Below are 22,977 nucleotides of genomic sequence, written 5' to 3'. Positions count from 1 at the left end.
CCGTTAGTGAAAACTAGCGGCCTTTCTTTTTAGTGAAATGTGTGGTGTGAAAAGCGAATTTTGGCTATATTCGCTCTCCAAAAATTAGAGAAGTCATGAGTTTACAGACCGAAGTAATGACGGCGATGAAAGCAGCAATGAAAGCAAAAGATCAAAATGCTCTTGCCTCATTACGCGCGATAAAATCAGCTATTCTTACAGCCCAAACCGAAAGTGGAGCGGGAGATGAGTTGTCTGAAGACCAAGAGATCAAAATGCTTCAGAAATTGGTAAAGCAACGCAAAGATAGTGCTGCGATTTATAAGGAGCAGGGGCGTGAAGAAATGGCTCAGGAAGAACTTGCGCAGGCTAAAGTGATCGAGCAGTTTTTACCAGAACAATTAAGTCAGGAAGAGATTGAGCAAGTCGTAGCGTCAATCATAGAGAAAACCGGAGCTAGTGGAATGCAGGATATGGGTAAAGTTATGGGGCTTGCTTCTCAAGAACTTGCCGGTAAAGCAGACGGTAAAACGATCTCGACTATCGTAAAAAGTAAATTAGCATAACAACTTTTCGCGCAAGCGATAAAAATACGCTCAAAGGCGCTCCCGATAACTATCGGGATGAATAGAACATCAGACTGACACTGATAGTAAATGTCAAAATAAATAGGCTCCGTGGCGCAACTGAATAGCGCATCAGACCTGCCTGCCGGCAGGCAGGTTTCGGCACTGGGGTTGAGATTGAAATATTGGAAGGATGTATTTTGTCTATGTTTTACAAAGTTTAAAAGATGGTCGGCTCTATAAAGGCATGTCCGAAGATGTAGAAGAAAGACTAATACAGCATAACCGAGGAGAAAATAGATCAACAAAAGGATTTCTCCCGTGGAAATTGGTTTATAGTAAGGGCTTTACTTCTAGATCAGAAGCAAGAGAATATGAGAAATATTTGAAATCTGGAGTTGGGCGTGAATTTTTAAGAAGAATAGTGTAACTGGCCCCGTGGCGCAACTGAATAGCGCATCAGATTTCGGCTCTGAGGGTTGGGGGTTTGAATCCCTCCGGGGTCACAAAAGGTCCAAATAAATGGATGCAAAAACCACGTATTTTTATTAAATACGTGGTTTTCAAGTTTTTAGACTATCATTTAATTTGAAGTGATTTCAGTTTAAATGGTAGCAATATGGTAACGTTTTTCCTTCGCGGTAACAATTTTAAACCGCTGAGAAAACTACCTCTTTACGAGTTTTGATGGGATTGGATTTGACTTTCGTAACAATCAAGTTTAATTTAAATCAAAAGCTATGCGAACTTCAAAAACCTTTTCAATTCAGTTTTGGGCTGATACACGCAAAAACAAAAATGGGGAAGTGCTTATTTATGCACGAATCACCATGGATCAAAAGAGATTAAGCATTAGTCTCAAACGAAATGTTCCTCTAGAATTATGGGATAGTCAAAGCAAACGGGTTCTTGGTAACTCGGTTATGGCTAAACAACTGAATCAATATCTTGATCTGGCCAAATCTCAATTGTATCAAAGCTATATGGAGCTGAAAGCAGTAGATAAGGTGCTAACAGCTCAAATGATCAAGGATTATTTTATGGGGGATGATAAAAGCACTAAAACGCTTGTTCAATTGATCGATTACCACAGTGAGAAAATCAAGGGTACACTTGCTAAGGGCACTATTCGGAATTTTCAAATTACGGAAAACTATGTTCTCAAATTCTTAAAATCAAATAAGCTTGAGGATATCTTTCTTTCGCGCTTGGATTATAAGTTTATTTGTGATTTTGAGAGCTTTTTGGTTCAATACTACCCTAAAGGACATCCGCGAGCTATGAGTCACAATACGGTGATGAAACACATTCAGCGGCTACGCAAGATGATTCGACTCGCTTATCATTTAGAGTGGCTGGACAAGGATCCGTTTAGACGCTGGAAAACGACCTTTGAAAAAACAGATCGAGAATTCCTCTCTGAGCACGAATTGTCTAATTTGGCTACCTATGCGTTTCCACTAGAACGTTTAGAGCGTGTTCGTGATCTATTTTTGTTTAGTTGTTATACCGGAATCAGTTATGCGGATTTAAACAAGCTAACACCTAATAATATCTGGAAGGGTGAAGATGATAAAAAATGGATTGTCACGAACAGGCAGAAAACAAATACCCGTGTAAAAGTACCTTTAATGCCTACGGCCCTTAGGCTTATTGAAAAGTATAGGGAGCATCCATTAACAGAAGTTTCAGGTACTTTATTCCCACCTATAACCAACGAGCGCGCCAATTTATATTTAAAAGAAATTGCGGAAGCTTGTGGACTTACTAAGAATCTGACGTTCCATATGGCACGTCATACGTTTGCTACAACGGTGACACTGAGCAATGGAATGCCCATAGAAACCGTTTCTAAGCTTTTAGGACATACCAAAATAGCAACTACACAGATCTATGCACGTGTTTTAGATAAAAAAGTAGAAGAGGATATGAACAAACTTCAAGAAGTTCTGCAATCCAAAATAACTTCCTCCAATAAAGCTCCTGGTAGGTTGAAGATTATAAGATAGTGGTGGTTTAAATTTTGTTTTTGGAGACAGCCTTACTTTGCACGACCGTAGAAAAATATACAATTAAAGGCTATTCATTCTAATTGAGGCTGTACTGAAACATCAGTCAGCCTCTTTCTTTTTGGAAGTATTTATAACAGTCGCTGTCTTAATGTAAGCTCCCTGAAGTGCTGTTATTGTGCTAAATTCGAACTAGTATGGAAGCATCCATTGTTTTAAGTAGTTCTAAAATCTTACTCGATTTTCATTTTTTGAACTCTTCATTTGGTGTCTTGAACAAATGATGAACGCTTATTTTGATGTATAGGTACATATTTTTCAATAATGTATTCAGTTATTGCTTTAAGAGTTTCTCCATTTACAGGATGTAAGCCGGCAGAGGTGTAATATTCAATTTCTCCTTGATCATTTTTATAATACCAGAATAATGGTTTTTGATTCTGTTCAGAAAAGAATTGAGTCGTGATATCTACATCGACACGTCTAAAGTTCTCAAAACGTTTTTTTTCATACGCCTCAATTGCAGTTCCATAAGTAGAATAGGCCCCTGATCCGCAGGCTATTTCTTCGAATTCAGAACCTGTCCAAGTCATGCATTTTATAGATGCACTTGGTTCGGATGCTCTATTCTTAGCGATAAAATAAACTGTAATTATTAGCGTCAGGGCAAATGTCCCAAAAATAGAAATCGAATACCATCTTTTTTGATTCGATATAGTTTTAACTCTTACGGATGAGTCATCAATTTCTTCATTTTCTCTTAAGCCAATTTCTTCTTGTACTAGTTCCTTTGCTTTGTTATTTTCAACGTATTCAGCATAATCTCTATAGCCCAAATATCTACAAAACTCTTCGATTGTATTTGCTATAGGCTTATTGCCTTTACTTCTTCCATTGATATACTTATCAAAAGCTCTTTCTACGGTTCGATAACTTAATGTTGTTGTAGCCTCAACTTCTTTAGATAAAGCGTAATTACTGTGAGAGGCTGATTTATTTTGAGCTTTTTCAAATACTTCTTTCGTGATTTTCTTTAAGTAGAATTCCTCCATTATTCTAAAAATACAAATTAAATATAGACATCTATTAGACAAGTGCTTCTATGAAGGCTTGTGATTATTGGTGTCGAAAAGTTGTCCAATACAAGTCTAATGCTTGTCTGCAACCAAACCTTCATCCTTCCTTTACTTTGTTCCTGAGAATGATTGCTGCTATGTATAGCTAACATAGCTTTTCTAGAACATTCATTCTTACGGAAATCTATAATGCAGTGGCTCGGCCAATTTGGAAAGTAGCTTAAAGCTGCTGCATAAGATTTCCACTTTCCAAAAAACAAAAGGAGTACTCCAAAACTCAATGATGGCTGAAAAGCGAAACTCTGGGAACTACCCGGACAGCCATCCCTTTGTTCAATCACAAAATTTAAGAAGATGAAGAAAATTATAATAGCCCTATGTATTGTGGCATTTAATGGCGTGCTCGCCTCTTGTAGTGCAGACGCTTATGAAGAACGTTTAATTACCAACACTCAGGCTACTGAAGGTGATGATGAAAAAGTAACACCGCCGCCACCGCCGCCGCCACCGTCAGAAGGCGATGAATAATGCAGATAAAACAAAAAGGCTTGTAGTAACCTATAAGCCTTTTTTAGTAGTTTTAGGCTAAAACACAAGATGTTGTACAGTCGCTTTTTTTTTATAATATGTTTTTTAGCTATTGGATGTACCAGTCGTACAGATACAAGTTTAGATTTTGTGCTTGACACAGATGATTTTGATTCAATAAGTTACTACGATTTAAAAGCTCAGAAGAAGGAATACAGCTTACAACAGCGTAATGAGTTTGCCACTAAAGCATTTATAAAGGTTCGGCATAAAACTGTTGATTTGCGTTTTGGACGCCTTCTCTACCAAAAAAACTATTTGCATTTATTATTAGGGGAGTATGACAGTTTATTACATTATGACAAGTTAATTAACAATAACAATCTTTTAGATGATCCCCATATACTTGCGATGCATCAATATCTTATGGGTTATTATTTTGAGACAATAGTACAGCAACCAGATAGTGCTTTTAATCATTATACTAAATCACAATTTTACTACCAGCAAGCGAGCGATAGCAGTGGTGTAGCTAAAGCGCTGCTAAATATGGGTGGGATTCAAAAGGAACAAAATGATTTTTTTGGAAGTAAAGAGACTCTAACCGAAGCTTTGAAATTCACCATAAAAAACAAAGATCAACAAACCTATTTTTCGATATTAGATAGACTAGCTCAAGATCATCGGAAATTAAAAAACTTACAAGAAGCAGCCGCTCTTTATCAAATAATTCTAAAAGAATCACCTCTTCAAGATTTGGCTGCTTATCAGAATAATCTAGCGACCATATATATAGATCAGAAAAAGTTTACAGATGCAATTACTCTTCTAGAAGTTATCTCAGGTGATGATTTGCAGCATTCAAATACACTCACGGCTAGAGTACTTGATAATTTGGCTTATGCAAAATGGTCTATGGGAACTAGTGTTCCTCCTGAAAATTTTTTATTAGCTCTAGAAATACGTAAAGATATAAATGATCTCAAAGGAGTTTTGGCAAGTTATACCCATTTAGGAGAGTTTTACATGGAAAGACAACCAAATCGCGCTATGGTCTATTTTGATTCGGTGATTGATATTTCCCGAAAACTTAATATTCCACGTGCAGAACAGGAAGCATTAAAATTTAAAATGCAGTTGGCTCCACAAAACATTACCTATAAGAACCGGTATATTACATTGCAAGACAGTTTATCTGCATCTGAACTTAAAGTCAAAACCCAATTTGCAAAATATAAATATGATGACAAATTAAAGCAAGAATCTATTCTAAGATTAGAGAAGGAAAAAGCAACAAAAGAGTTAGAAGCATCGCGTGAGCGAACTGCTAAGTGGGCTTTTTTTATAGGTGTTTTAGGACTTTTTATTTTATTGGTTTTAGGTTATTACCTCTATAAACAGCGTGTAAGGCGCTTGAGAACCCAAAACAGGGCAGACCGGGTTGAGGCCTCTTATAAAACAGAAGCGGTATTATCGCAGCGTTTGCACGACGATTTTGGCGCTGGTTTGCATCACGTGATGCTTTTGGTACAAAGCAAATCTGAGCCAGAAAAAATACTCAACGAGCTTGACAAACTGTATCAGCAAAGCAGAGACTTTTCACGCGAAATCAATGCAGTAGATACGGGAGTGAACTATAAGGAGGCGCTTTACACCATGCTTGACCAGATTAAACCTGAAAATACCCGGCTGCTTATTTCGGGCAGTAAGGAAATTACTTGGCAAGTTTTGAGCAATGTGACAAAAATAACGCTGTATAAAGTTTTACGGGAATTGTTTATCAATATGGCTAAGCACAGTCAAGCTACGATAGTCACTTTAAACTTTAAAAAGAATTCTGAAGGTATTGAAATACGTTATTCTGATAACGGAGTAGGGGTATCTCAAAACGAGAAAATTATAAAAAATGGACTTCTCAATACAGAAAAACGTATTGAAGCCATAGGGGGAACGATTACTTTTGATTCTATACAAGGCGATGGATTTAAGGCATTAATTACGATGCCTATTTAAAAAGGCAACCCAATATGTTTAAAAAAGTTTTGATAGCAGAAGATTTTCAAGGAGATAACAAGAGTATTGTGGATACCTTGAAAGCTAAACTAAGAATACCTGAAGTACAGGAAGAGTTTTATTGTGACAAAGCGTTTAATCGCCTCAAAGTTGCCCATATAAATCAAGAAGCCTACGATGTACTGATCACTGATCTTTCGTTTAAGAAAGATCATACTCATCAAAATATAGTGTCAGGATATGAACTGATAGAAGTTTCCAGAAAGCTTCAGCCTGATATTAAAATTATCGTAAACTCCATGGAGGAAAACCCGGTTCAAATTAAAACGCTATTTGACTCCTATAAGATTAATGCATACGTGTGTAAAGGCAGACAGAGCTTGGATGAATTGGTAAAAGCAATGGAGCTTGTGAGGGATGGAGCGTTTTATATTTCTCCTCAAATTGATCTCAACTTGGGAAAGAATTTATTTGAGCTCGATGAACTTGATCTGGTTATTTTAAAGAATCTAGCAAATGGTTTGAGTAAAAAGCAGATTCGAGTAAAATTGAAAAAAATGGATTTGAGGCCGAATAGCGAAAGCGCTATAGATAAACGTGTAAGCAAGCTTTTTGATGAATTTGGCGCTAAGAATTCTACAGAACTGGTCGCTAAGCTTATACGGGAAGGGTTAATCTAAAACCCATTATCATTTTAGTGAAAAAAATCAATGCCTTACAGATTTCTGTAAGGCATTGATTTTTAATAGCCCTAGGTTTGATGTAGATTTTTAAAACCTTTAATTATGATTAGGTATCAAAACCGAAACAGAGATTCTGGGGTAGCATTTTATGAATTGTTATCAAATGGGATTGTTGTTCACTTTACTACTGGCGCCATATATGAATATACTTATGCAACAGCAGGAAAAACATCAATTGATCAAATGAAAAAGTTAGCTGAATCCGGTTCTGGATTGAATAGTTATATAAATCAAAATGTAAAGTATAAATATTCACGAAAAATCCGCTAGTAATAAATTTTGAAAATTATGGGAAACACAATTGGACACATCTTGATCTCTTATGACATTAATAGATCGCACACAGAGGTAAAGAGAAAATTAGAAGAAAAAGGATACCTAGACCATTTTAAATATCAGGGAGCATCAAAAACTTATTATTTGCCCAATACTACTTTATGGCACACCAAAATGTCTTCTAGCCAAGCTTTAGAGGACTTAAAATCTGTTTGTCAAATGTATTCTGTCGTACTGGAAAAAGCGGTGGCAGTTAAGGCTAGTGAATTTATTGCTATTTAATTTCTGGTTCTAGTATTATGAAAAACATATTTGTTTTGATGATCCTTTTAATGTCTTTCTTTGAAATACAAGCCCAGTCTGCACCTCAGGACACCCTTGTTGCAACCCCTTGTTGTGAAGAGGGACGCGGCTGCACAGGATCTTCCTATTGCACGGCTTGCAAGAATTGCTCAGGCTGTAAACATTGCGCTAAAAATGGTGGAACCTGCGGGGTGTGTAGGCGGGTGAGAACAACTCCGGTCAGGTCAGTTTCTTCAAAGACTACACCTGTATCGGCAAAATTTAAAAAGGGGATGCGGTTACATGTATCCTCACCAGTTTTAAACTTGAGAGAAGCACCTTCTGCATCTTCAAAAATACTTGGGAAACTGAAAGTGGATCAGGAAGTGGAAGTTATGGAGGTGTTAGATTCCTGGTGCAAAGTGAAAGTTTTAAGTAGTCAAAATACAGGTTATGTATATAGAGATTACTTAAAATAATCTAATTCTACTTGATGAAAAAAACTGAAAATACTGATGATCTACTATTTTTTTAATCTAAATCTTAATGAATGGAATACAAAGTTATACCCTTTATTGCTTCAATTGATCGTAGTAAGGAAAATACGAAGCAAGTTGCCGAGCAGTTAGAGGCATTGATAAAAAATCAAACTGCGGATGGATGGAATTATGAAAGACTCGAAAGTGTAAGTAGCTATGTGCAGCCCACTCAGGGATGCTTTAGCTTTGGAGGTGAACAAGGCTATTCTACAGCGCATCAAATGGTTGTGTTTTCTCGTGATTTCTGATGCGTGTTTTTCTAATTCTACTTATCAAATTTTACTGGGTCTTAATTCCAAAGGCTAAACGTAGAAGATGTTTATTTAAGAAAAGTTGCTCCCATTATGTCTTTGATATAACTAAAGATGAGGGTTTTTTTGAGGGATTGAAAGCTTTGAATTTTAGGTATAAAAACTGTAGGCCAGGTTATTACATACTTAAAGAAGAACAGCTACTTATATCTGCTAGTGGAAAAAGCTTTGACAATCATCATATAAAAGAAGAGATTTTTTAGATCACTATTTCCACTATTAATTATGGGATACCGAAAAGGATATTATCGAAAAGATGGAACCTATGTTCAAGGTCATTATATAAGCAAGACCAGCTCGAAGCAAAAGGTTAAATCAAAAAAAGGATGCTTCCTTTTAATGCTAGCACTAGTTTCTATTTTGGGAATAGAAGCTTGTAATCCTGAATCGGATTGTCCTACTAGAAAATGCTCTGATTATAACAGTCAAGCTCAGGCTCAACAAGAATTCAATGAAAATCCTTCTTGCCTTGAAAACCTAGATTCTGATAATGACGGGATTCCTTGTGAAAACCTACCTAAAAATTAAACTATGATATCTACCGAATTAAAGAGCCATTTTCTTAGGCTTTATCAAATGGCTTTCTCTGACGATAATTTCGATGTCTTAGAGATGAAAATGCTTTACCATTTTGCAGAAGAACGCGGGGTAAGCAGGGCTGAGCTGGATGCTATACTTGTCAATCCCTCGCACAACTCGACAGTCCCAGACTCCACCGAGGAGAAAATATCTTACCTCTATGATTTGGCCCTTATGATCTGGGCAGATGGCAAAGTAGATCCAGACGAATTGGTCACGCTCAAAAAATACTGTCTAAAGTTTGGTTTTTTAGATGAGAATATTCCAGAGCTCACCTCTTTTTTGTTAGAGAACGCAGGAAAAAAACTGCCTAAACAACAGTTGATGAATTTAATACAAGAGTAATTATGAGTAGTCTGAAAAGCATTTTTACAGTAAAAAAGAATGAGAAAATTCCTGATGAGAAACCTCAAGTTGAGGATGTTAAGCAAGTGAAACTTACCTTTTTTGAAAGTGGCTATGGCTCGTCAAAGCAAGCAGAGGGAAATCATCGAGTTTTTAGAACTTGTCTTGAAGAAGTCTATATGGATTATAAAGGCAAATGCCGTGAGAATGAGCAGTTGCAAAAAGAGCTTAAGGCTCCTTACCTCGATGAAAAGGGAAGACAGGAAACTGAATTGAAAAAGCGCAAAACAGCACTTGGGCTTTTAGAAGAAACTGTTAGCGCTATTGAGCACAAAATAAGATCGTTGAAAAATGATATGGTCGAGGTTAAGCGCAACCCTGAAGTATATGGTCTTGAGGTAGACAAGCGCCCAAAGGCCCAGTTTTATATAGGCCTTTTTGTATTGTTACCAATAACGCTTTACTTGTTGGTGTTTTACATTTCAGCTTCGTATTCAGCATTTTTCAAGAATTTTGATTCAGACAAACTGGGTGAAGCCATTTTTGATGCGGAAGCATTTTCTAAAGCTATTGCAGACGGATGGCTTGAAGGGGTTTTTGTGGCAACAATACCTTTTGCATTTATGGGATTGGGTTATTTGATCCATATGTTTCAAAAGCAGAAGGGTATAATGAGCTTTGTTAAAATAGGGATGCTCTTTACGATCACCTTTATTTTTGATGCCATTTTAGCTTATCTCATTGAACAAAAGCTCTATGATTTTTATAAGACACCAGATTCACCACCATTTGATTTAACTATAGCTTTTTCATCTGTGGAATTTTGGGGGATTATTTTTGCTGGCTTCATTGTTTACATCATTTGGGGATTGGTGTTTGATTTCATTATGAAAGAGTATGAAAATTTTGACATGATCAAATCTTTTATCCGGTCCAAACAGGAAGAGATTAAGAACGAGGAACTTGAATTGAATAAGGCCAAAGAAAAACTTCCGCCAATTAAAGAAGAGATTTCAGGTATAGAAGGGAAAATACTGGACCTACAGCGTACTATTGATGGCTTTGTCTTTTCAAATAAACATTACCTCACCTATCACGCAGAATATGTGAAAGGTTGGTTTTTAGCAATAGCAGACAATTTTGATGGGAGGAAACGCCAAGAAGAACTGTACAGAAGCTGCGAAGAGCAGGAAAAGCTACACCTAGTAAAATACAATATTGACAACGAAGACTATGAAGGACGTCTGTATAAACTGATTAACTAATGAGAATTAAAGTAATTGCCAATCTAATTTTATTAAGTTTTTTAATAGTTGCCTGCAAAAGTGAACCTAAAGAAGCTCATAAAGCCGTTGCAGAATCTAACGAGCCTGTGGTCAGATTGTCTCCAGAAAGGCCAGACTTGAATTTAAGTATTTTACTTGATCTCTCAGATCGAATCAATCCGGATAAGTATCCAGATGAAGCTATGCAATTTTATGAAAGAGATTTGGGGTATATCAATTCAATAGCAAATGTTTTTGAAATTCATTTGAGAAATAAGCGATCGATAAAAATCAATGATCAAATACAGCTTTACATCGACCCGGAGCCTGCAGATAGTAAGCTTAATAAAAAGCTGGCAGATTTAAAATTGAAGTTTACTAGAGATAATGCAACTAAAGATAAAATTCTTACAGTTACTGAAAAATATGACAGTATTCCAAGGCTTATTTATGAAGCATCAATTTTAGATGACGCCTACGTAGGCTCTGACGTCTGGAGGTTTTTTAAAAATAAGATTAATGATTTTTGCATTGAAGAAGATCATAGGAACATCTTAGTAGTTCTTACTGACGGATATATTTATCATAAGAACACTGTGCTAAAAGAAAACGGCTTAACATCTTACCTTACCCCACAGACCATACGAGGATTTAAATTAAATACGAGTAACTGGGAGGAAAATATAGAAGCTAAGAATTATGGCTTCATCCCAGCAAATAAAAATTTAAATACTCTAGAGGTTCTTGTATTAGGCATAAATCCCGACCCTAAAAATCCGTATGAGGAGGATGTAATTTTCAAGTATTGGGAAGACTGGTTTGCCAAGATGGGAATTGAAACATATGAGCTCAAACAAGCACTGCTACCTTCAGATATGAATGCAATTATTCAAGAATTTATATGGGATGAATAAATTAATACAGACTAAATTTGATATAAACAGGTAAGTGATCTGAAAGTTTACGAGCTTTATCCAGCTGATCACAAGACATTACAAAGTCGAGCACTCCACTATCAATGTATGTTAGGTCCTTTGAATAGAATACATTGTCAATCGCGTGGTTAAGGTAGTCTAATCCGGTGCACGATCGTTTTAGAGTAGTTTTTTGCTCGACTAATGCAGGAACGAATCCGTTACTTTTTAATGTTTTAAATACAGGGTCTTGTACTGTGGTATTAAAATCTCCAGCAAAAATTAAAGATCCAGTTTTAGCATTGACAATGTGTTCAGATATTGCTTTTATTTCAGCTTGAGGATTATTATCGTGAGGTCTGGAATGAAAGTTAATAACTTGTAAAACCTTTGAATCAAGATAGAAATTAATCAAGAAAGGTTCACGATCTACTTTTGAATCCAGAGCAGCGATAAGCTTACCCCTATTCTTAATTTTAATATTAGAAGTTTTCCAGATGAACGCATAGCGCTCAGTTACGTACTTCGAACTATTCGTAGGGTCACTTATTACGTAATCCCATTTAGCCCCTTTGCGGTTTAGAATGTCTGATAGCTTAGCTACTGCCTGAGCTCCCCCATAACCTGCAACAACCTCTTGAATAGCAATTATGTCTGTATCTCTGAGTATTTCTGCAATCTGCTCAAGTTCTTCTGTGTTTTTGGTTTTTCCAAAATCTTGAATGTTCCAGGAAGCAAGGATAAGTTCTTTTTGTTGAGAAAAGGATGCGAAAGAACAAAAGAGTAAAACTAAAAGTATATATTTTTTCATCAATGATCTATTTTGGCTAGAAATTTAAAAATACAATTATTCCTCTCTTTGATTTTATAGATATCTGTACAGTGAAACTGAAATTAGTAAAGACTTGTAGACGCTAGCCAATTTAAAAACTATAACGAGTTGATGTTTCTTTATTTAGATTCTTTAATTTTAGTGATGATTCACAGGGTGATTTGTGCAAATTCGGGAGAATGTCGGGTTGTGAATTGCTTTCAGAATACTAATTTTAGTGAGGATTCACAGGGAGTATGTTCTTTGCTCTGAACATTCAGTGTTGTGAATTGCTTTCAGAATACTAATTTTAGTGAGGATTCACAGGAATGGCAACTTATTTAGGCGGTGACATCACGTTGTGAATTGCTTTCAGAATACTAATTTTAGTGAGGATTCACAGGGCGTCAAAGAAACGGTAATTGAAGTACCGGGTTGTGAATTGCTTTCAGAATACTAATTTTAGTGAGGATTCACAGGCGATAAGAAAATCTTAGCGAAAGATGCCAAGTTGTGAATTGCTTTCAGAATACTAATTTTAGTGAGGATTCACAGGTGCATCCCTAACTTTTTATAGTGACTTTCGTTGTGAATTGCTTTCAGAATACTAATTTTAGTGAGGATTCACAGGTATGGAAGAAACCTATTTTAATATTCTCTCGTTGTGAATTGCTTTCAGAATACTAATTTTAGTGAGGATTCACAGGGTGAGCAATATTCCTGTAGTGATTAATCTAGTTGTGAATTGCTTTCAGAATACTAATTTTAGTGAGGATTCACAGGTTTTAATTCTATTCAAGGTTGGAGAATTGGTTGTGAATTGCTTTCAGAATACTAATTTTAGTGAGGATTCACAGGTTACCACCGTTCATAATATGTTGGTTAGTAGTTGTGAATTGCTTTCAGAATACTAATTTTAGTGAGGATTCACAGGTGAAGTGCTTGTCTTCACCGCCTTCACCTCGTTGTGAATTGCTTTCAGAATACTAATTTTAGTGAGGATTCACAGGAAAACTGTGACAGTTGCGCGTCTGTAAAGTGTTGTGAATTGCTTTCAGAATACTAATTTTAGTGAGGATTCACAGGCGTTACGATTACGTATCGATTGATGCAACCGTTGTGAATTGCTTTCAGAATACTAATTTTAGTGAGGATTCACAGGTTTTGATAGCGCAACTGGTAAAGCAGGAAAGTTGTGAATTGCTTTCAGAATACTAATTTTAGTGAGGATTCACAGGAGAGATACTGTCAAAAAATTTGTGGGTGCCGTTGTGAATTGCTTTCAGAATACTAATTTTAGTGAGGATTCACAGGTGCAAATTTTGCCTTGGGAACCTATTCCGGGTTGTGAATTGCTTTCAGAATACTAATTTTAGTGAGGATTCACAGGCGAGAAAAACGGGGAGAAGCGATATTCTACGTTGTGAATTGCTTTCAGAATACTAATTTTAGTGAGGATTCACAGGTGCTTGCTTCACGTTCGGTTAGTAGATCATGTTGTGAATTGCTTTCAGAATACTAATTTTAGTGAGGATTCACAGGCTATAAAAATGGTGAGCGCCTGGCGGTGAAGTTGTGAATTGCTTTCAGAATACTAATTTTAGTGAGGATTCACAGGGTATGAACGCAACGAACTTGACCACTTTGTGTTGTGAATTGCTTTCAGAATACTAATTTTAGTGAGGATTCACAGGGAATCTTGCAGTTGACTATTTACTTTTGCCGTTGTGAATTGCTTTCAGAATACTAATTTTAGTGAGGATTCACAGGGCTATACCCGCTTCTTTATATGGTAGTGGTGTTGTGAATTGCTTTCAGAATACTAATTTTAGTGAGGATTCACAGGTGTAACTTAGTTTCAGTCATTTGATTTATTGTTGTGAATTGCTTTCAGAATACTAATTTTAGTGAGGATTCACAGGCTTCAATACCGTCAGACTCGAGAACGTCTTGTTGTGAATTGCTTTCAGAATACTAATTTTAGTGAGGATTCACAGGCTACTCATACCAAATAAACTCTTTTATTATGTTGTGAATTGCTTTCAGAATACTAATTTTAGTGAGGATTCACAGGTTAACAAAAGAAATTCAAGACAGGGCTGAGTTGTGAATTGCTTTCAGAATACTAATTTTAGTGAGGATTCACAGGAATTACTAATCAACGTAAAGATTATTTACAGTTGTGAATTGCTTTCAGAATACTAATTTTAGTGAGGATTCACAGGATATCGCTATATTTGCAATAGAGAACTACCGTTGTGAATTGCTTTCAGAATACTAATTTTAGTGAGGATTCACAGGAGTAAAGAGCGATACTATGATAAAATATCAGTTGTGAATTGCTTTCAGAATACTAATTTTAGTGAGGATTCACAGGTTTACGTGGTTTTGCGGTGTTTAAACCGCCGTTGTGAATTGCTTTCAGAATACTAATTTTAGTGAGGATTCACAGGAAATGAAAAGATTTTATTAAAGGTGTAATCGTTGTGAATTGCTTTCAGAATACTAATTTTAGTGAGGATTCACAGGGCTTGTTGGCATATCGTTTGATATTTGTAGGTTGTGAATTGCTTTCAGAATACTAATTTTAGTGAGGATTCACAGGAAGTAGTACCAGGTTAAAAAAGTAACTCCGGTTGTGAATTGCTTTCAGAATACTAATTTTAGTGAGGATTCACAGGCAGCCAAAACCAAAACCACAAGAATGACCAGTTGTGAATTGCTTTCAGAATACTAATTTTAGTGAGGATTCACAGGCAAGATTGGTAACAAAATCACGAAAACTACGTTGTGAATTGCTTTCAGAATACTAATTTTAGTGAGGATTCACAGGTATGGAAGAAGCCTATTTTGATATTCTCACGTTGTGAATTGCTTTCAGAATACTAATTTTAGTGAGGATTCACAGGGAGACACTAAAGGCTTTTTACGGTAGTTGTGTTGTGAATTGCTTTCAGAATACTAATTTTAGTGAGGATTCACAGGCGTAAGTGTCTGGTAAGATTGTTAGCCTCAGTTGTGAATTGCTTTCAGAATACTAATTTTAGTGAGGATTCACAGGAAATATAACGTTCAATTTAAAAAAGATAAGTTGTGAATTGCTTTCAGAATACTAATTTTAGTGAGGATTCACAGGAAGCCGTTCCGGCATCATCTATAAATTCTTGTTGTGAATTGCTTTCAGAATACTAATTTTAGTGAGGATTCACAGGATTTGTCTGGTTTTGAGAATAATAACACTGTTGTGAATTGCTTTCAGAATACTAATTTTAGTGAGGATTCACAGGTAAATCGGCTCTAATTTCAGCCTCAGTTGCGTTGTGAATTGCTTTCAGAATACTAATTTTAGTGAGGATTCACAGGTGAAACCAAAGCGACAAGCGATGAAGTCGTGTTGTGAATTGCTTTCAGAATACTAATTTTAGTGAGGATTCACAGGATACGCGCACTGGTGAATGCGAAGTTCTAGTTGTGAATTGCTTTCAGAATACTAATTTTAGTGAGGATTCACAGGTTACTTTGAAGACTGGTATAACCGTTGCTTGTTGTGAATTGCTTTCAGAATACTAATTTTAGTGAGGATTCACAGGATTTTACAATATTAATATTGTTAAAATCCAGTTGTGAATTGCTTTCAGAATACTAATTTTAGTGAGGATTCACAGGAACCGATTATTCAATTTCGAGTAGCCACGAGTTGTGAATTGCTTTCAGAATACTAATTTTAGTGAGGATTCACAGGTGATAAACTCAATCGTTTCGGGCTTTTGTCGTTGTGAATTGCTTTCAGAATACTAATTTTAGTGAGGATTCACAGGGGGATTGGCTCAAGGTATTTGCACCGATGCGTTGTGAATTGCTTTCAGAATACTAATTTTAGTGAGGATTCACAGGAAGTCACCGCTACTGATACCGCGGCAGGTTGTTGTGAATTGCTTTCAGAATACTAATTTTAGTGAGGATTCACAGGCCGTACCGTTTCCGGCTGTTAATATTCCAAGTTGTGAATTGCTTTCAGAATACTAATTTTAGTGAGGATTCACAGGAAGCTAATACAAGAAGAGCCGATTGTCTTAGTTGTGAATTGCTTTCAGAATACTAATTTTAGTGAGGATTCACAGGTCTAAAGGCGTGCGTATATGCTAGATACTAGTTGTGAATTGCTTTCAGAATACTAATTTTAGTGAGGATTCACAGGAAGCCGTGCCGGCATCCGTTATAAATTCTTGTTGTGAATTGCTTTCAGAATACTAATTTTAGTGAGGATTCACAGGCAACTACCACAGCAAGCGTTAACGCCTGTCGTTGTGAATTGCTTTCAGAATACTAATTTTAGTGAGGATTCACAGGATTGTATTTTGTATTCTCCGGTATTCGGGTGTTGTGAATTGCTTTCAGAATACTAATTTTAGTGAGGATTCACAGGGTCTCTCAAAATGATATTTTTACGCATCCGTTGTGAATTGCTTTCAGAATACTAATTTTAGTGAGGATTCACAGGATTCAAAATCAGCCAAAGCGCGTTGTATTTGTTGTGAATTGCTTTCAGAATACTAATTTTAGTGAGGATTCACAGGATGTATCAATTCACTTTACAATAAAAGGTGTTGTGAATTGCTTTCAGAATACTAATTTTAGTGAGGATTCACAGGGAGGCTAAGACCATCAAGAAGATGATTGCAGTTGTGAATTGCTTTCAGAATACTAATTTTAGTGAGGATTCACAGGTTGAATTATGCAAATGCGCATCGAAAGTTCGTTGTGAATTGCTTTCAGAATACTAATTTTAGTGAGGATTCACAGGGGAATCCCAAGCAGCTTATCGGCAATCAAGTTGTGAATTGCTTTCAGAATACTAATTTTAGTGAGGATTCACAGGATACCCGTTCTAAAGAGCTGGTATCCTGTTTTTTATGTGTTAATTTAGGATTTAAAAAAGTGAGGTAGAAAAAAGGTCTCGACTGCGCTCGACCTGACAATTTAATTTCTAGGGTTTTTAAAAAAGCTCGAGTTGCTGTGAAGGTTGTTCGGGTTCTACTTCTTTTTGACCGTGAAAAAGTTCCATCATGCCAAATTGTTTATCGGTGATCTGCATAACACAGACTTTTCCTTTTTTTGGTAAGTTGTTTTTGGTGCGCTTTATGTGTACGCTGGCATTTTCACGACTTGCGCAAAAACGCATATAAATACTGAACTGAAACATCGCAAACCCATCATCGAGTAAGTTTTTCCTAAACCGTGCTGCGACCTTACGTTCGGTGCGCGTTTCTGTTGGTAAATCAAAAAATACAAGTACCCACATAGAACGGTATTGGTTAAGTCTTGAAAAATTGCTTTCCTGCATCATTCAAGCGATCTGTTGACTGTATATTCAGGATAGAGTATCTTACGGTTAGTTCCTAAAAAGCAATCATACAGGCTACTCGTTGTGCGGCTTACCGCATTCATCAAAGGGCTCCATTTACCATCGATATAGACGTCTAGTGCCGGAATACGTAAAAGCTCTGCTTTAAGTGTTTTGGAGAGTTCTTCAATACTACAGCCGGTTTCTACGATTTCGTAAACCAAAGCATCTACATAAATACGATACGGCTCCATAATATCATCGGCCAAACAAAAAGCATTATATTTATTTCGGTGAAAGATTCCAACGGAAGGTAACATTCCACTACTCACCAGTGCTCTTGCGACTACCGCTCGTAAAATGGCATAACCGTAGTTTAGTAGATTGTTAGGGGCTATTCCTTTTTGATTCCGACTAAAGCCGAATACCTCACTAAATAGATTTTGAAAATAGTGAGCCGCAGCAACTGCCTCCAGGTTTCCGGTATCACCACTTTTGACATCGGTACTCCAGCGTTTGAGTTTCTTGGCATTTTTTCCTCTGGATTCTAAATGTAATGATTGGTTGTAAATTTTTGCACTTACTGTTTGCTGCCATAGGTTTTTTTTAAGTGGAAGACTGGCATTAAGCTGATGCCGCATACGTTCCGTTTGCTCGGTATGGCCTACTAAAGGTTGCAATAAAGAGCAGGGTAGATGCTGCTTATCACATGTGATTATGGCTGTTTTGTTTTGAACTAACTTCATCATTAGTCCATTGGTGATGGTAATTTGTGGATCTTCTAACACCACATAACCCAAATCTTCAATGGGTATGGTGGCCTCTTTTTTATCTTCCTCGGGAAAGGTGACCACCAGTTGCTCGTTACAGGTACTTAAATAAGCAGGGTTTCCAAAAAAGAGGGTGCGTTTGATCATTTTGTTGATATTCCGTTTACTTCGATAATGTTACCCAATCTATCAAGCTTGATTGGGTAACAAACTGATTTAATATTTACTCCATCTATACTTTCTATAGCATTTTGAGAACTTAGTTCTCCAAACTTGTCTTTTTGAGAATAGTTATCAATGAGTTGAGCCATATCGTGTTTTATAAACCAATGCTGTGGATGGGTGGTTACTTTTACATAACTGTATATATTATTAGCTCTTAAGTGTGAATCCTTCCAATAATTTTTCCATTCTTCGTGATTATTGACATCGGGAATTTCTTCATCTTGGTTCGGGACATATACCAAATCATTTTTTGATAGTGAAAAAAGAAAAGACGCGTTATTTCTTAGTTCAAAATATTCTTTTAAAACCTGATCTTTTGAAAATGTAGTTTTGTTTTCAGCGTTGTTGAATTCATTTCTAATCAACTCGACTGCCTCAATTAAGGAAATACTATCATAGATTCTCTTTTCATCCCTTTCTAATATTGCTAACAAATAATTCTCACCACTAACAACATATACATTGTTATTGTAACTTGAAGTTCTTTCAATCTTTTGAAGACTTATCTTGTTTTTACCTTTCCTTTTAGGCTTTTTGCGATAGATTTTAATGGACGATATTGGAGGATGCGGCGCAGGTTCTTCTTTCCCATTTTTTATTTTCGTCTTTTCTGCAAGCCTTTTATTTAGGCCTAAAATGCCTTCTGGGCCAAAGGCGTCTTTTTTGTTCCCATTGTATACATTTTTATAATGATCCCAAACCGTCTCTCTTAAATAATCATTGCAGATTTTTTTCAAATTAGTTTCTGCTGCAGACTTAGACATCTTTGGATCGGATAGCTTATTAAGAGCGACTCTCTTGGTTTCAAGATTTCCATTAATACCGTATATATAATCCTCGTGCAAAGGGCCTCTAATTTTGATGACTCTTTGTTTTTTAATTTTTCCATTCATTTCTATTTCTTCATATTGCAAGAGCAGCTTATCTTTGGGTTTATGAGAAACAATAATCTCTTCTAATTCCCTTCTTGCATCATTTTGAAAACCTTTCCAAGGCTCAGGAATGTTTCTGAAGCGTTCGATTTCTTTTAATGCCGAATCACGTATATCGCTTTCTTCTTTTAGGAAAGCATCCAACAAGTCGCCTTCATCTGGATTAAGTTTTAGATCTCCCTTTTCATATTTTTTCTTGACCCAATCTCTTAAATGCTTATTGAGGTCATTTAAGCGTTTCACGGCTTTTTCATCAGTTAAGGCAACAGTTAAAGCATCCATTGCGTGGTGGCGATGGTCATAGCGTTTACTCCAGCCCTTTAGAATGAGGTTGTTGTCTTTGTAGAATATCTTTTCGCTAATATATTCTTTTGTAAATGTCTCAAGTGATTTTGTTTCCCAGTTTTCTTTTTCGCATTCTTTTAGGTAATTGGCATATTCTTTTTCGGCTTTCAGTTTGTAAAAACGTTGAAAACGTTGCTTTAAAATCTTTTTGAAAACTGGTATTAGACCCCAATGGTTCCGCAGGTAATGGGTAACACCACCTGTTGAAGTTTTCACATTATCCGACCCAACAATTTTAGCTAATTCCTCTTTCGCTTTAAGTACGATAAATTGGGTTTCTTTCTTTTGCCGCTCAATAGGATCTTCTGGAATTTTAGTGGCCAAAAGCAATTTCCTTTTCAATCCATAAAATCTATTACCCACACTTTCGATAAACTCTTCCGGTGTTAGTAAGTTTGGAATAACCTGCGACCCAGACTCAATATACTCTATGGCTGTTCTGTTCCCTTTGTCCTTGTTTACTTTTTGAAAGCAAACAACCTTATTGGCTAGTCCATCATTAAAGTAGCGCGACTGCGGAATTATATGATCAACATCATACAAGCCTTTGTTGAACAAGGCACTAAGTGGAATGGGTTGATTGGTGTAAGGGTCTATGTGCCCCTGTTCTTCCCAAAGTCTCATTTTTTCTAATTCACCTTTGGTAGCCTCATACTTTTTCAGGTATGATGGATTGTCATTTTCTTGGCGTTCCCAAAGTTTGTAACGTTCAATATTACTTTTTGAGATTTCTTCGTTGATTTCACGCAAGCGGTGTTTGATGTATGAATTGACCTTTTGGTTTTTTTCCATTCGCTCATGAGCACTACTACGTTCTTGGATACTGCTTTTCATCTCACGGGCCAGCTCTACTTTTATTTCGTCTATTTGCCCGTATTCTTTCCAAATATCTTTTACAACCATTAAGGTCTCGTTTATCATTTGCTCAACTAACGGGTTTCTAAGTGAATGCCTTTCCAAAGGTTTAATTTCATTAGGTGCGGCAAATTTTTCTTCTACTGAAATCCGTTTTGCCGTATGCTGTCCATATACGAGCATCAGAGCGAAAGCATTAACGAAACCACCGTCTTTGAGAATGTCATTTTCGTTTTCGTCTAGATAAGATTGCAATGATTTATCATAAGCATTAGTTACATTGCTATTAAGAATTGATGTAATCTTTTGAAAAACTTCTTCTGGGATTGTAGTCGAATCATAGTACTTGCCAGCTTGGATCAATGGCAACACTTTTTTGACTGCTTTCAAAGAAATAGAAGCGTAGTCGCGTGGAAACTTTATACAGGAAATCGCCACAACAATCTTATTAAATTCAAGGTCATTGATTCCTTTTTGCTTAAGATAGGATGCAATCTCCTTATTACGAGTACTTTCTAAGTCATATTCATTTCCCTTTTGATTGTAGAGCAAATCCCAAAGTTCAATTTGGTTTTCGACTTTGCTCATTTGCAAAACTTTCCAAAACCTACCCAATCGTTTTTCTAATATTATTCTAGTAGTATTGCCTTTGAGTTTAGACTTTGAAGAAAGCCCATTGAAAAAGTCCGATTTTTCATCAAAGCCGTAGCCTTCTTTCAATTTGTTGAAAATAGTTCCAAAGGCCAACTCTCTTTTCTTTTGAAGCTCTGAAAAAAGATGCTCTTTAAAATCAGTTGGAATCGGGCGCTCTTCATATTTAAATTTGGCCTTACCAGACTTAGTAAAGCCATTGGCAATTTTTCGCTTAATTGATAGCTTATTAATCTGCTCCCAAATTTTATACTCTTGGAATAGTGGATGACTTTTTGCTACTGCTTTTTCATCGGGTTCAAAAAGACAGTTTGAGATCAAATGGCTTTGGTCTTTTAACTCACGCTGATAGTAGATTATTTGGTTTCTTATGATATGGTAAAGACCTTTTTCAACGCCTTCTTGACGAAATTTCAATTGTGATTCAGAATCGCCTGGAAAAAGAAATGAAGCAATTTCTTCAATAGTTTTTTTGTCTATGCTTTCTAAATGTACTGGAAACTGTTTTTCCCATATAGCATCAAATTCTTCCAGATATCTTGACCTAAGAATCACATTGTCCCGAATTCTTTTCCATCGATTTTCTTTTAATTCATCAAGAAAGTATTCACTAATGTAGGTTTTTCGTCCATTAAGTTCCGAATGTTTATCAAATGATTCTTCAAGTGTTTCCATTTGTTTTCTCCATCCTGTTTTGCTTGGAATCGAAAACTCGATACTGGAAATCTCTCCTGTATTTTTGTTTTGACGTATCAATTTTTTCAATTCAGTACTTTCGCCCATCGTCAAATTTTCAACAATAGTGTGGCCTTCCCATTCTTGCTTTTCGGCATCTAACACCTTTAATTTATGAACAATCTTTTTTCTTTTTTTTTCTTCAGTGGGTTCGTAGTATAAGATTTTAAACGGCTCAATTTTGGATACTTGAGCAGGAAATACTCCTTTGTCTTTTTCAATTCCCATTATCTCAGCAACTTCTGTTTCATCATCTTGTTCGTCGCCACCGGCATAGCCTCTTAGTTGATTATAACGGTATAAAATTCTTCCAAATTCCTTTTTGGAAACAGGTTGGTGAATTGCTTTTGCTTTGAGCTCAAGAAATTCAATACCTGCCAACTGTTTTGAATCTTTCGAAATAGGCAGAATGTTAACCTTTTGGATTTTCTTTGGGTCTGAGAATTGTTTTGAAGTTTTGATTTGGTTGGGAAGCAAATCAAGTTTTTGCAGAGTATAAACTAATTTGTTGCGTCTTTGCTTATAACGTTTGTTTCCTACTCTAACGCTTTTCTTTTCACGGCGAGTAGCATTTTTGGTCTGAGGAAGCCCGCGTTTAAAGTCAGACATTTCACTACCATCCATTGGAACGATCCGACTACCTAATTTGATTATGCGCTTTGTACCATCTTCTAAAATCTCAATCAATGCCCACCCAATCGAGTTGGTCCCCAAATCCAATCCTAATATTCGTTTCATCGTTTCTATTTCAATATGTTTTCTTAAAAATAGATATACTTATTTAGTTTAAAATGAGGAAATCTATAATTTCATTAAAAATCAATTATTTATATTAGCAGTCTGAAAGCAATTCACAATAAGGATTATTCCGTTGTGAAAACATT

General features: G+C 36.2%; 20 protein-coding genes, 1 tRNA gene and 1 CRISPR repeat array. Of the genes, 16 read left to right on the top strand and 5 right to left on the bottom strand.

The annotated features are described in order from the left end of the window. The first annotated feature begins 95 nt into the window (after nucleotides 1-95). The 4 genes from LDL79_RS04675 to LDL79_RS04660 all read left to right on the top strand — a co-directional run bounded on the left by LDL79_RS04675 (nucleotide 96) and on the right by LDL79_RS04660 (nucleotide 2,554). A complete protein-coding gene (locus tag LDL79_RS04675) occupies nucleotides 96-545 on the top strand; it encodes a GatB/YqeY domain-containing protein (RefSeq protein WP_225599351.1) in 450 nt (149 codons plus the stop codon). A gap of 193 nt (nucleotides 546-738) precedes the next feature. Continuing rightward, on the top strand, nucleotides 739-975 hold the full coding sequence (locus LDL79_RS04670) for a GIY-YIG nuclease family protein (protein ID WP_225599350.1): 237 nt from the start codon (nucleotides 739-741) through the stop codon (nucleotides 973-975). Nucleotides 976-977: 2 nt separating this feature from the next. Further along, a tRNA-Arg gene (locus LDL79_RS04665) sits at nucleotides 978-1,051 on the top strand. A gap of 234 nt (nucleotides 1,052-1,285) precedes the next feature. After that, complete coding sequence (locus tag LDL79_RS04660; RefSeq protein WP_225599349.1) at nucleotides 1,286-2,554, top strand: site-specific integrase; 1,269 nt, start codon at nucleotides 1,286-1,288, stop codon at nucleotides 2,552-2,554. Between the two features lie 260 nt (nucleotides 2,555-2,814). Here the strand turns inward: LDL79_RS04660 and LDL79_RS04655 are convergent, their stop codons facing one another. Next, nucleotides 2,815-3,606 carry a hypothetical protein gene (locus LDL79_RS04655; RefSeq protein ID WP_225599348.1) on the bottom strand — a complete coding sequence of 264 codons (792 nt, stop codon included), beginning with the start codon at nucleotides 3,604-3,606 and terminating at the stop codon, nucleotides 2,815-2,817. A 378-nt stretch (nucleotides 3,607-3,984) separates the two neighbouring features. On the opposite strand from LDL79_RS04655, the gene LDL79_RS04650 reads away from it, so the two are divergent. The 12 genes from LDL79_RS04650 to LDL79_RS04595 all read left to right on the top strand — a co-directional run bounded on the left by LDL79_RS04650 (nucleotide 3,985) and on the right by LDL79_RS04595 (nucleotide 11,425). After that, a complete protein-coding gene (locus LDL79_RS04650; protein WP_164916928.1) occupies nucleotides 3,985-4,158 on the top strand; it encodes a hypothetical protein in 174 nt (57 codons plus the stop codon). A gap of 150 nt (nucleotides 4,159-4,308) precedes the next feature. Continuing rightward, the gene (locus LDL79_RS04645; RefSeq protein ID WP_225599347.1) at nucleotides 4,309-6,171 is read left to right on the top strand and encodes an ATP-binding protein; all 1,863 of its coding nucleotides are present in this window, start codon (nucleotides 4,309-4,311) and stop codon (nucleotides 6,169-6,171) included. 14 nt (nucleotides 6,172-6,185) lie between these two features. After that, a complete protein-coding gene (locus LDL79_RS04640) occupies nucleotides 6,186-6,851 on the top strand; it encodes a DNA-binding response regulator (protein ID WP_072983321.1) in 666 nt (221 codons plus the stop codon). A gap of 105 nt (nucleotides 6,852-6,956) precedes the next feature. Then, nucleotides 6,957-7,184, top strand: coding sequence for a hypothetical protein (locus tag LDL79_RS04635; RefSeq protein WP_072983323.1), 228 nt, complete (start codon nucleotides 6,957-6,959; stop codon nucleotides 7,182-7,184). An 18-nt stretch (nucleotides 7,185-7,202) separates the two neighbouring features. Next, complete coding sequence (locus tag LDL79_RS04630; RefSeq protein WP_225599346.1) at nucleotides 7,203-7,472, top strand: hypothetical protein; 270 nt, start codon at nucleotides 7,203-7,205, stop codon at nucleotides 7,470-7,472. A 17-nt stretch (nucleotides 7,473-7,489) separates the two neighbouring features. Beyond that, nucleotides 7,490-7,951 carry an SH3 domain-containing protein gene (locus tag LDL79_RS04625; protein WP_225599345.1) on the top strand — a complete coding sequence of 154 codons (462 nt, stop codon included), beginning with the start codon at nucleotides 7,490-7,492 and terminating at the stop codon, nucleotides 7,949-7,951. Between the two features lie 71 nt (nucleotides 7,952-8,022). Next, entirely contained in the window at nucleotides 8,023-8,259 is a 237-nt protein-coding gene (locus tag LDL79_RS04620; RefSeq protein ID WP_072983328.1) for a hypothetical protein, read from the top strand. Further along, a complete protein-coding gene (gene yidD / locus LDL79_RS04615; RefSeq protein WP_072983329.1) occupies nucleotides 8,259-8,525 on the top strand; it encodes a membrane protein insertion efficiency factor YidD in 267 nt (88 codons plus the stop codon). Before LDL79_RS04620 ends, yidD begins: the two co-directional genes overlap by 1 nt. Nucleotides 8,526-8,547: 22 nt before the next feature. Continuing rightward, entirely contained in the window at nucleotides 8,548-8,850 is a 303-nt protein-coding gene (locus LDL79_RS04610; RefSeq protein WP_072983331.1) for an excalibur calcium-binding domain-containing protein, read from the top strand. A 3-nt stretch (nucleotides 8,851-8,853) separates the two neighbouring features. Beyond that, entirely contained in the window at nucleotides 8,854-9,246 is a 393-nt protein-coding gene (locus LDL79_RS04605; RefSeq protein ID WP_072983333.1) for a tellurite resistance TerB family protein, read from the top strand. Nucleotides 9,247-9,248: 2 nt separating this feature from the next. Next, nucleotides 9,249-10,511 (top strand): ABC transporter permease, encoded by a 1,263-nt coding sequence (locus tag LDL79_RS04600; RefSeq protein ID WP_072983335.1) that lies wholly within the window; start codon nucleotides 9,249-9,251, stop codon nucleotides 10,509-10,511. Then, nucleotides 10,511-11,425 (top strand): hypothetical protein, encoded by a 915-nt coding sequence (locus LDL79_RS04595; RefSeq protein WP_225599344.1) that lies wholly within the window; start codon nucleotides 10,511-10,513, stop codon nucleotides 11,423-11,425. The genes LDL79_RS04600 and LDL79_RS04595 overlap by 1 nt, the downstream gene beginning before the upstream one ends. A 1-nt stretch (nucleotide 11,426) precedes the next feature. Here LDL79_RS04595 and LDL79_RS04590 read toward each other — a convergent pair whose 3' ends face one another. From LDL79_RS04590 to cas9, 4 genes are all read right to left on the bottom strand, one after another. Further along, nucleotides 11,427-12,236, bottom strand: a complete 810-nt coding sequence (locus tag LDL79_RS04590) for an endonuclease/exonuclease/phosphatase family protein (RefSeq protein ID WP_225599343.1) — start codon at nucleotides 12,234-12,236, stop codon at nucleotides 11,427-11,429. A gap of 207 nt (nucleotides 12,237-12,443) precedes the next feature. Next, nucleotides 12,444-17,115: direct repeats of the CRISPR family, unit length 46 nt; unit sequence GTTGTGAATTGCTTTCAGAATACTAATTTTAGTGAGGATTCACAGG. Nucleotides 17,116-17,232: 117 nt separating this feature from the next. Continuing rightward, nucleotides 17,233-17,580, bottom strand: coding sequence for a CRISPR-associated endonuclease Cas2 (cas2, locus tag LDL79_RS04585; RefSeq protein WP_072983861.1), 348 nt, complete (start codon nucleotides 17,578-17,580; stop codon nucleotides 17,233-17,235). Further along, a complete protein-coding gene (gene cas1, locus LDL79_RS04580) occupies nucleotides 17,580-18,497 on the bottom strand; it encodes a type II CRISPR-associated endonuclease Cas1 (protein ID WP_225599342.1) in 918 nt (305 codons plus the stop codon). The genes cas2 and cas1 overlap by 1 nt, the downstream gene beginning before the upstream one ends. Next, nucleotides 18,494-22,831, bottom strand: coding sequence for a type II CRISPR RNA-guided endonuclease Cas9 (gene cas9 / locus LDL79_RS04575; RefSeq protein WP_225599341.1), 4,338 nt, complete (start codon nucleotides 22,829-22,831; stop codon nucleotides 18,494-18,496). Before cas9 ends, cas1 begins: the two co-directional genes overlap by 4 nt. Nucleotides 22,832-22,977 lie beyond the last annotated feature (146 nt).

It is taken from the genome of Leeuwenhoekiella palythoae, from assembly GCF_020310025.1.
Lineage (GTDB): Bacteria > Bacteroidota > Bacteroidia > Flavobacteriales > Flavobacteriaceae > Leeuwenhoekiella > Leeuwenhoekiella palythoae.
The sequence above is the reverse complement of the archived record's forward strand: the minus strand, read 5'-3'. Positions and strand labels throughout refer to the sequence as shown.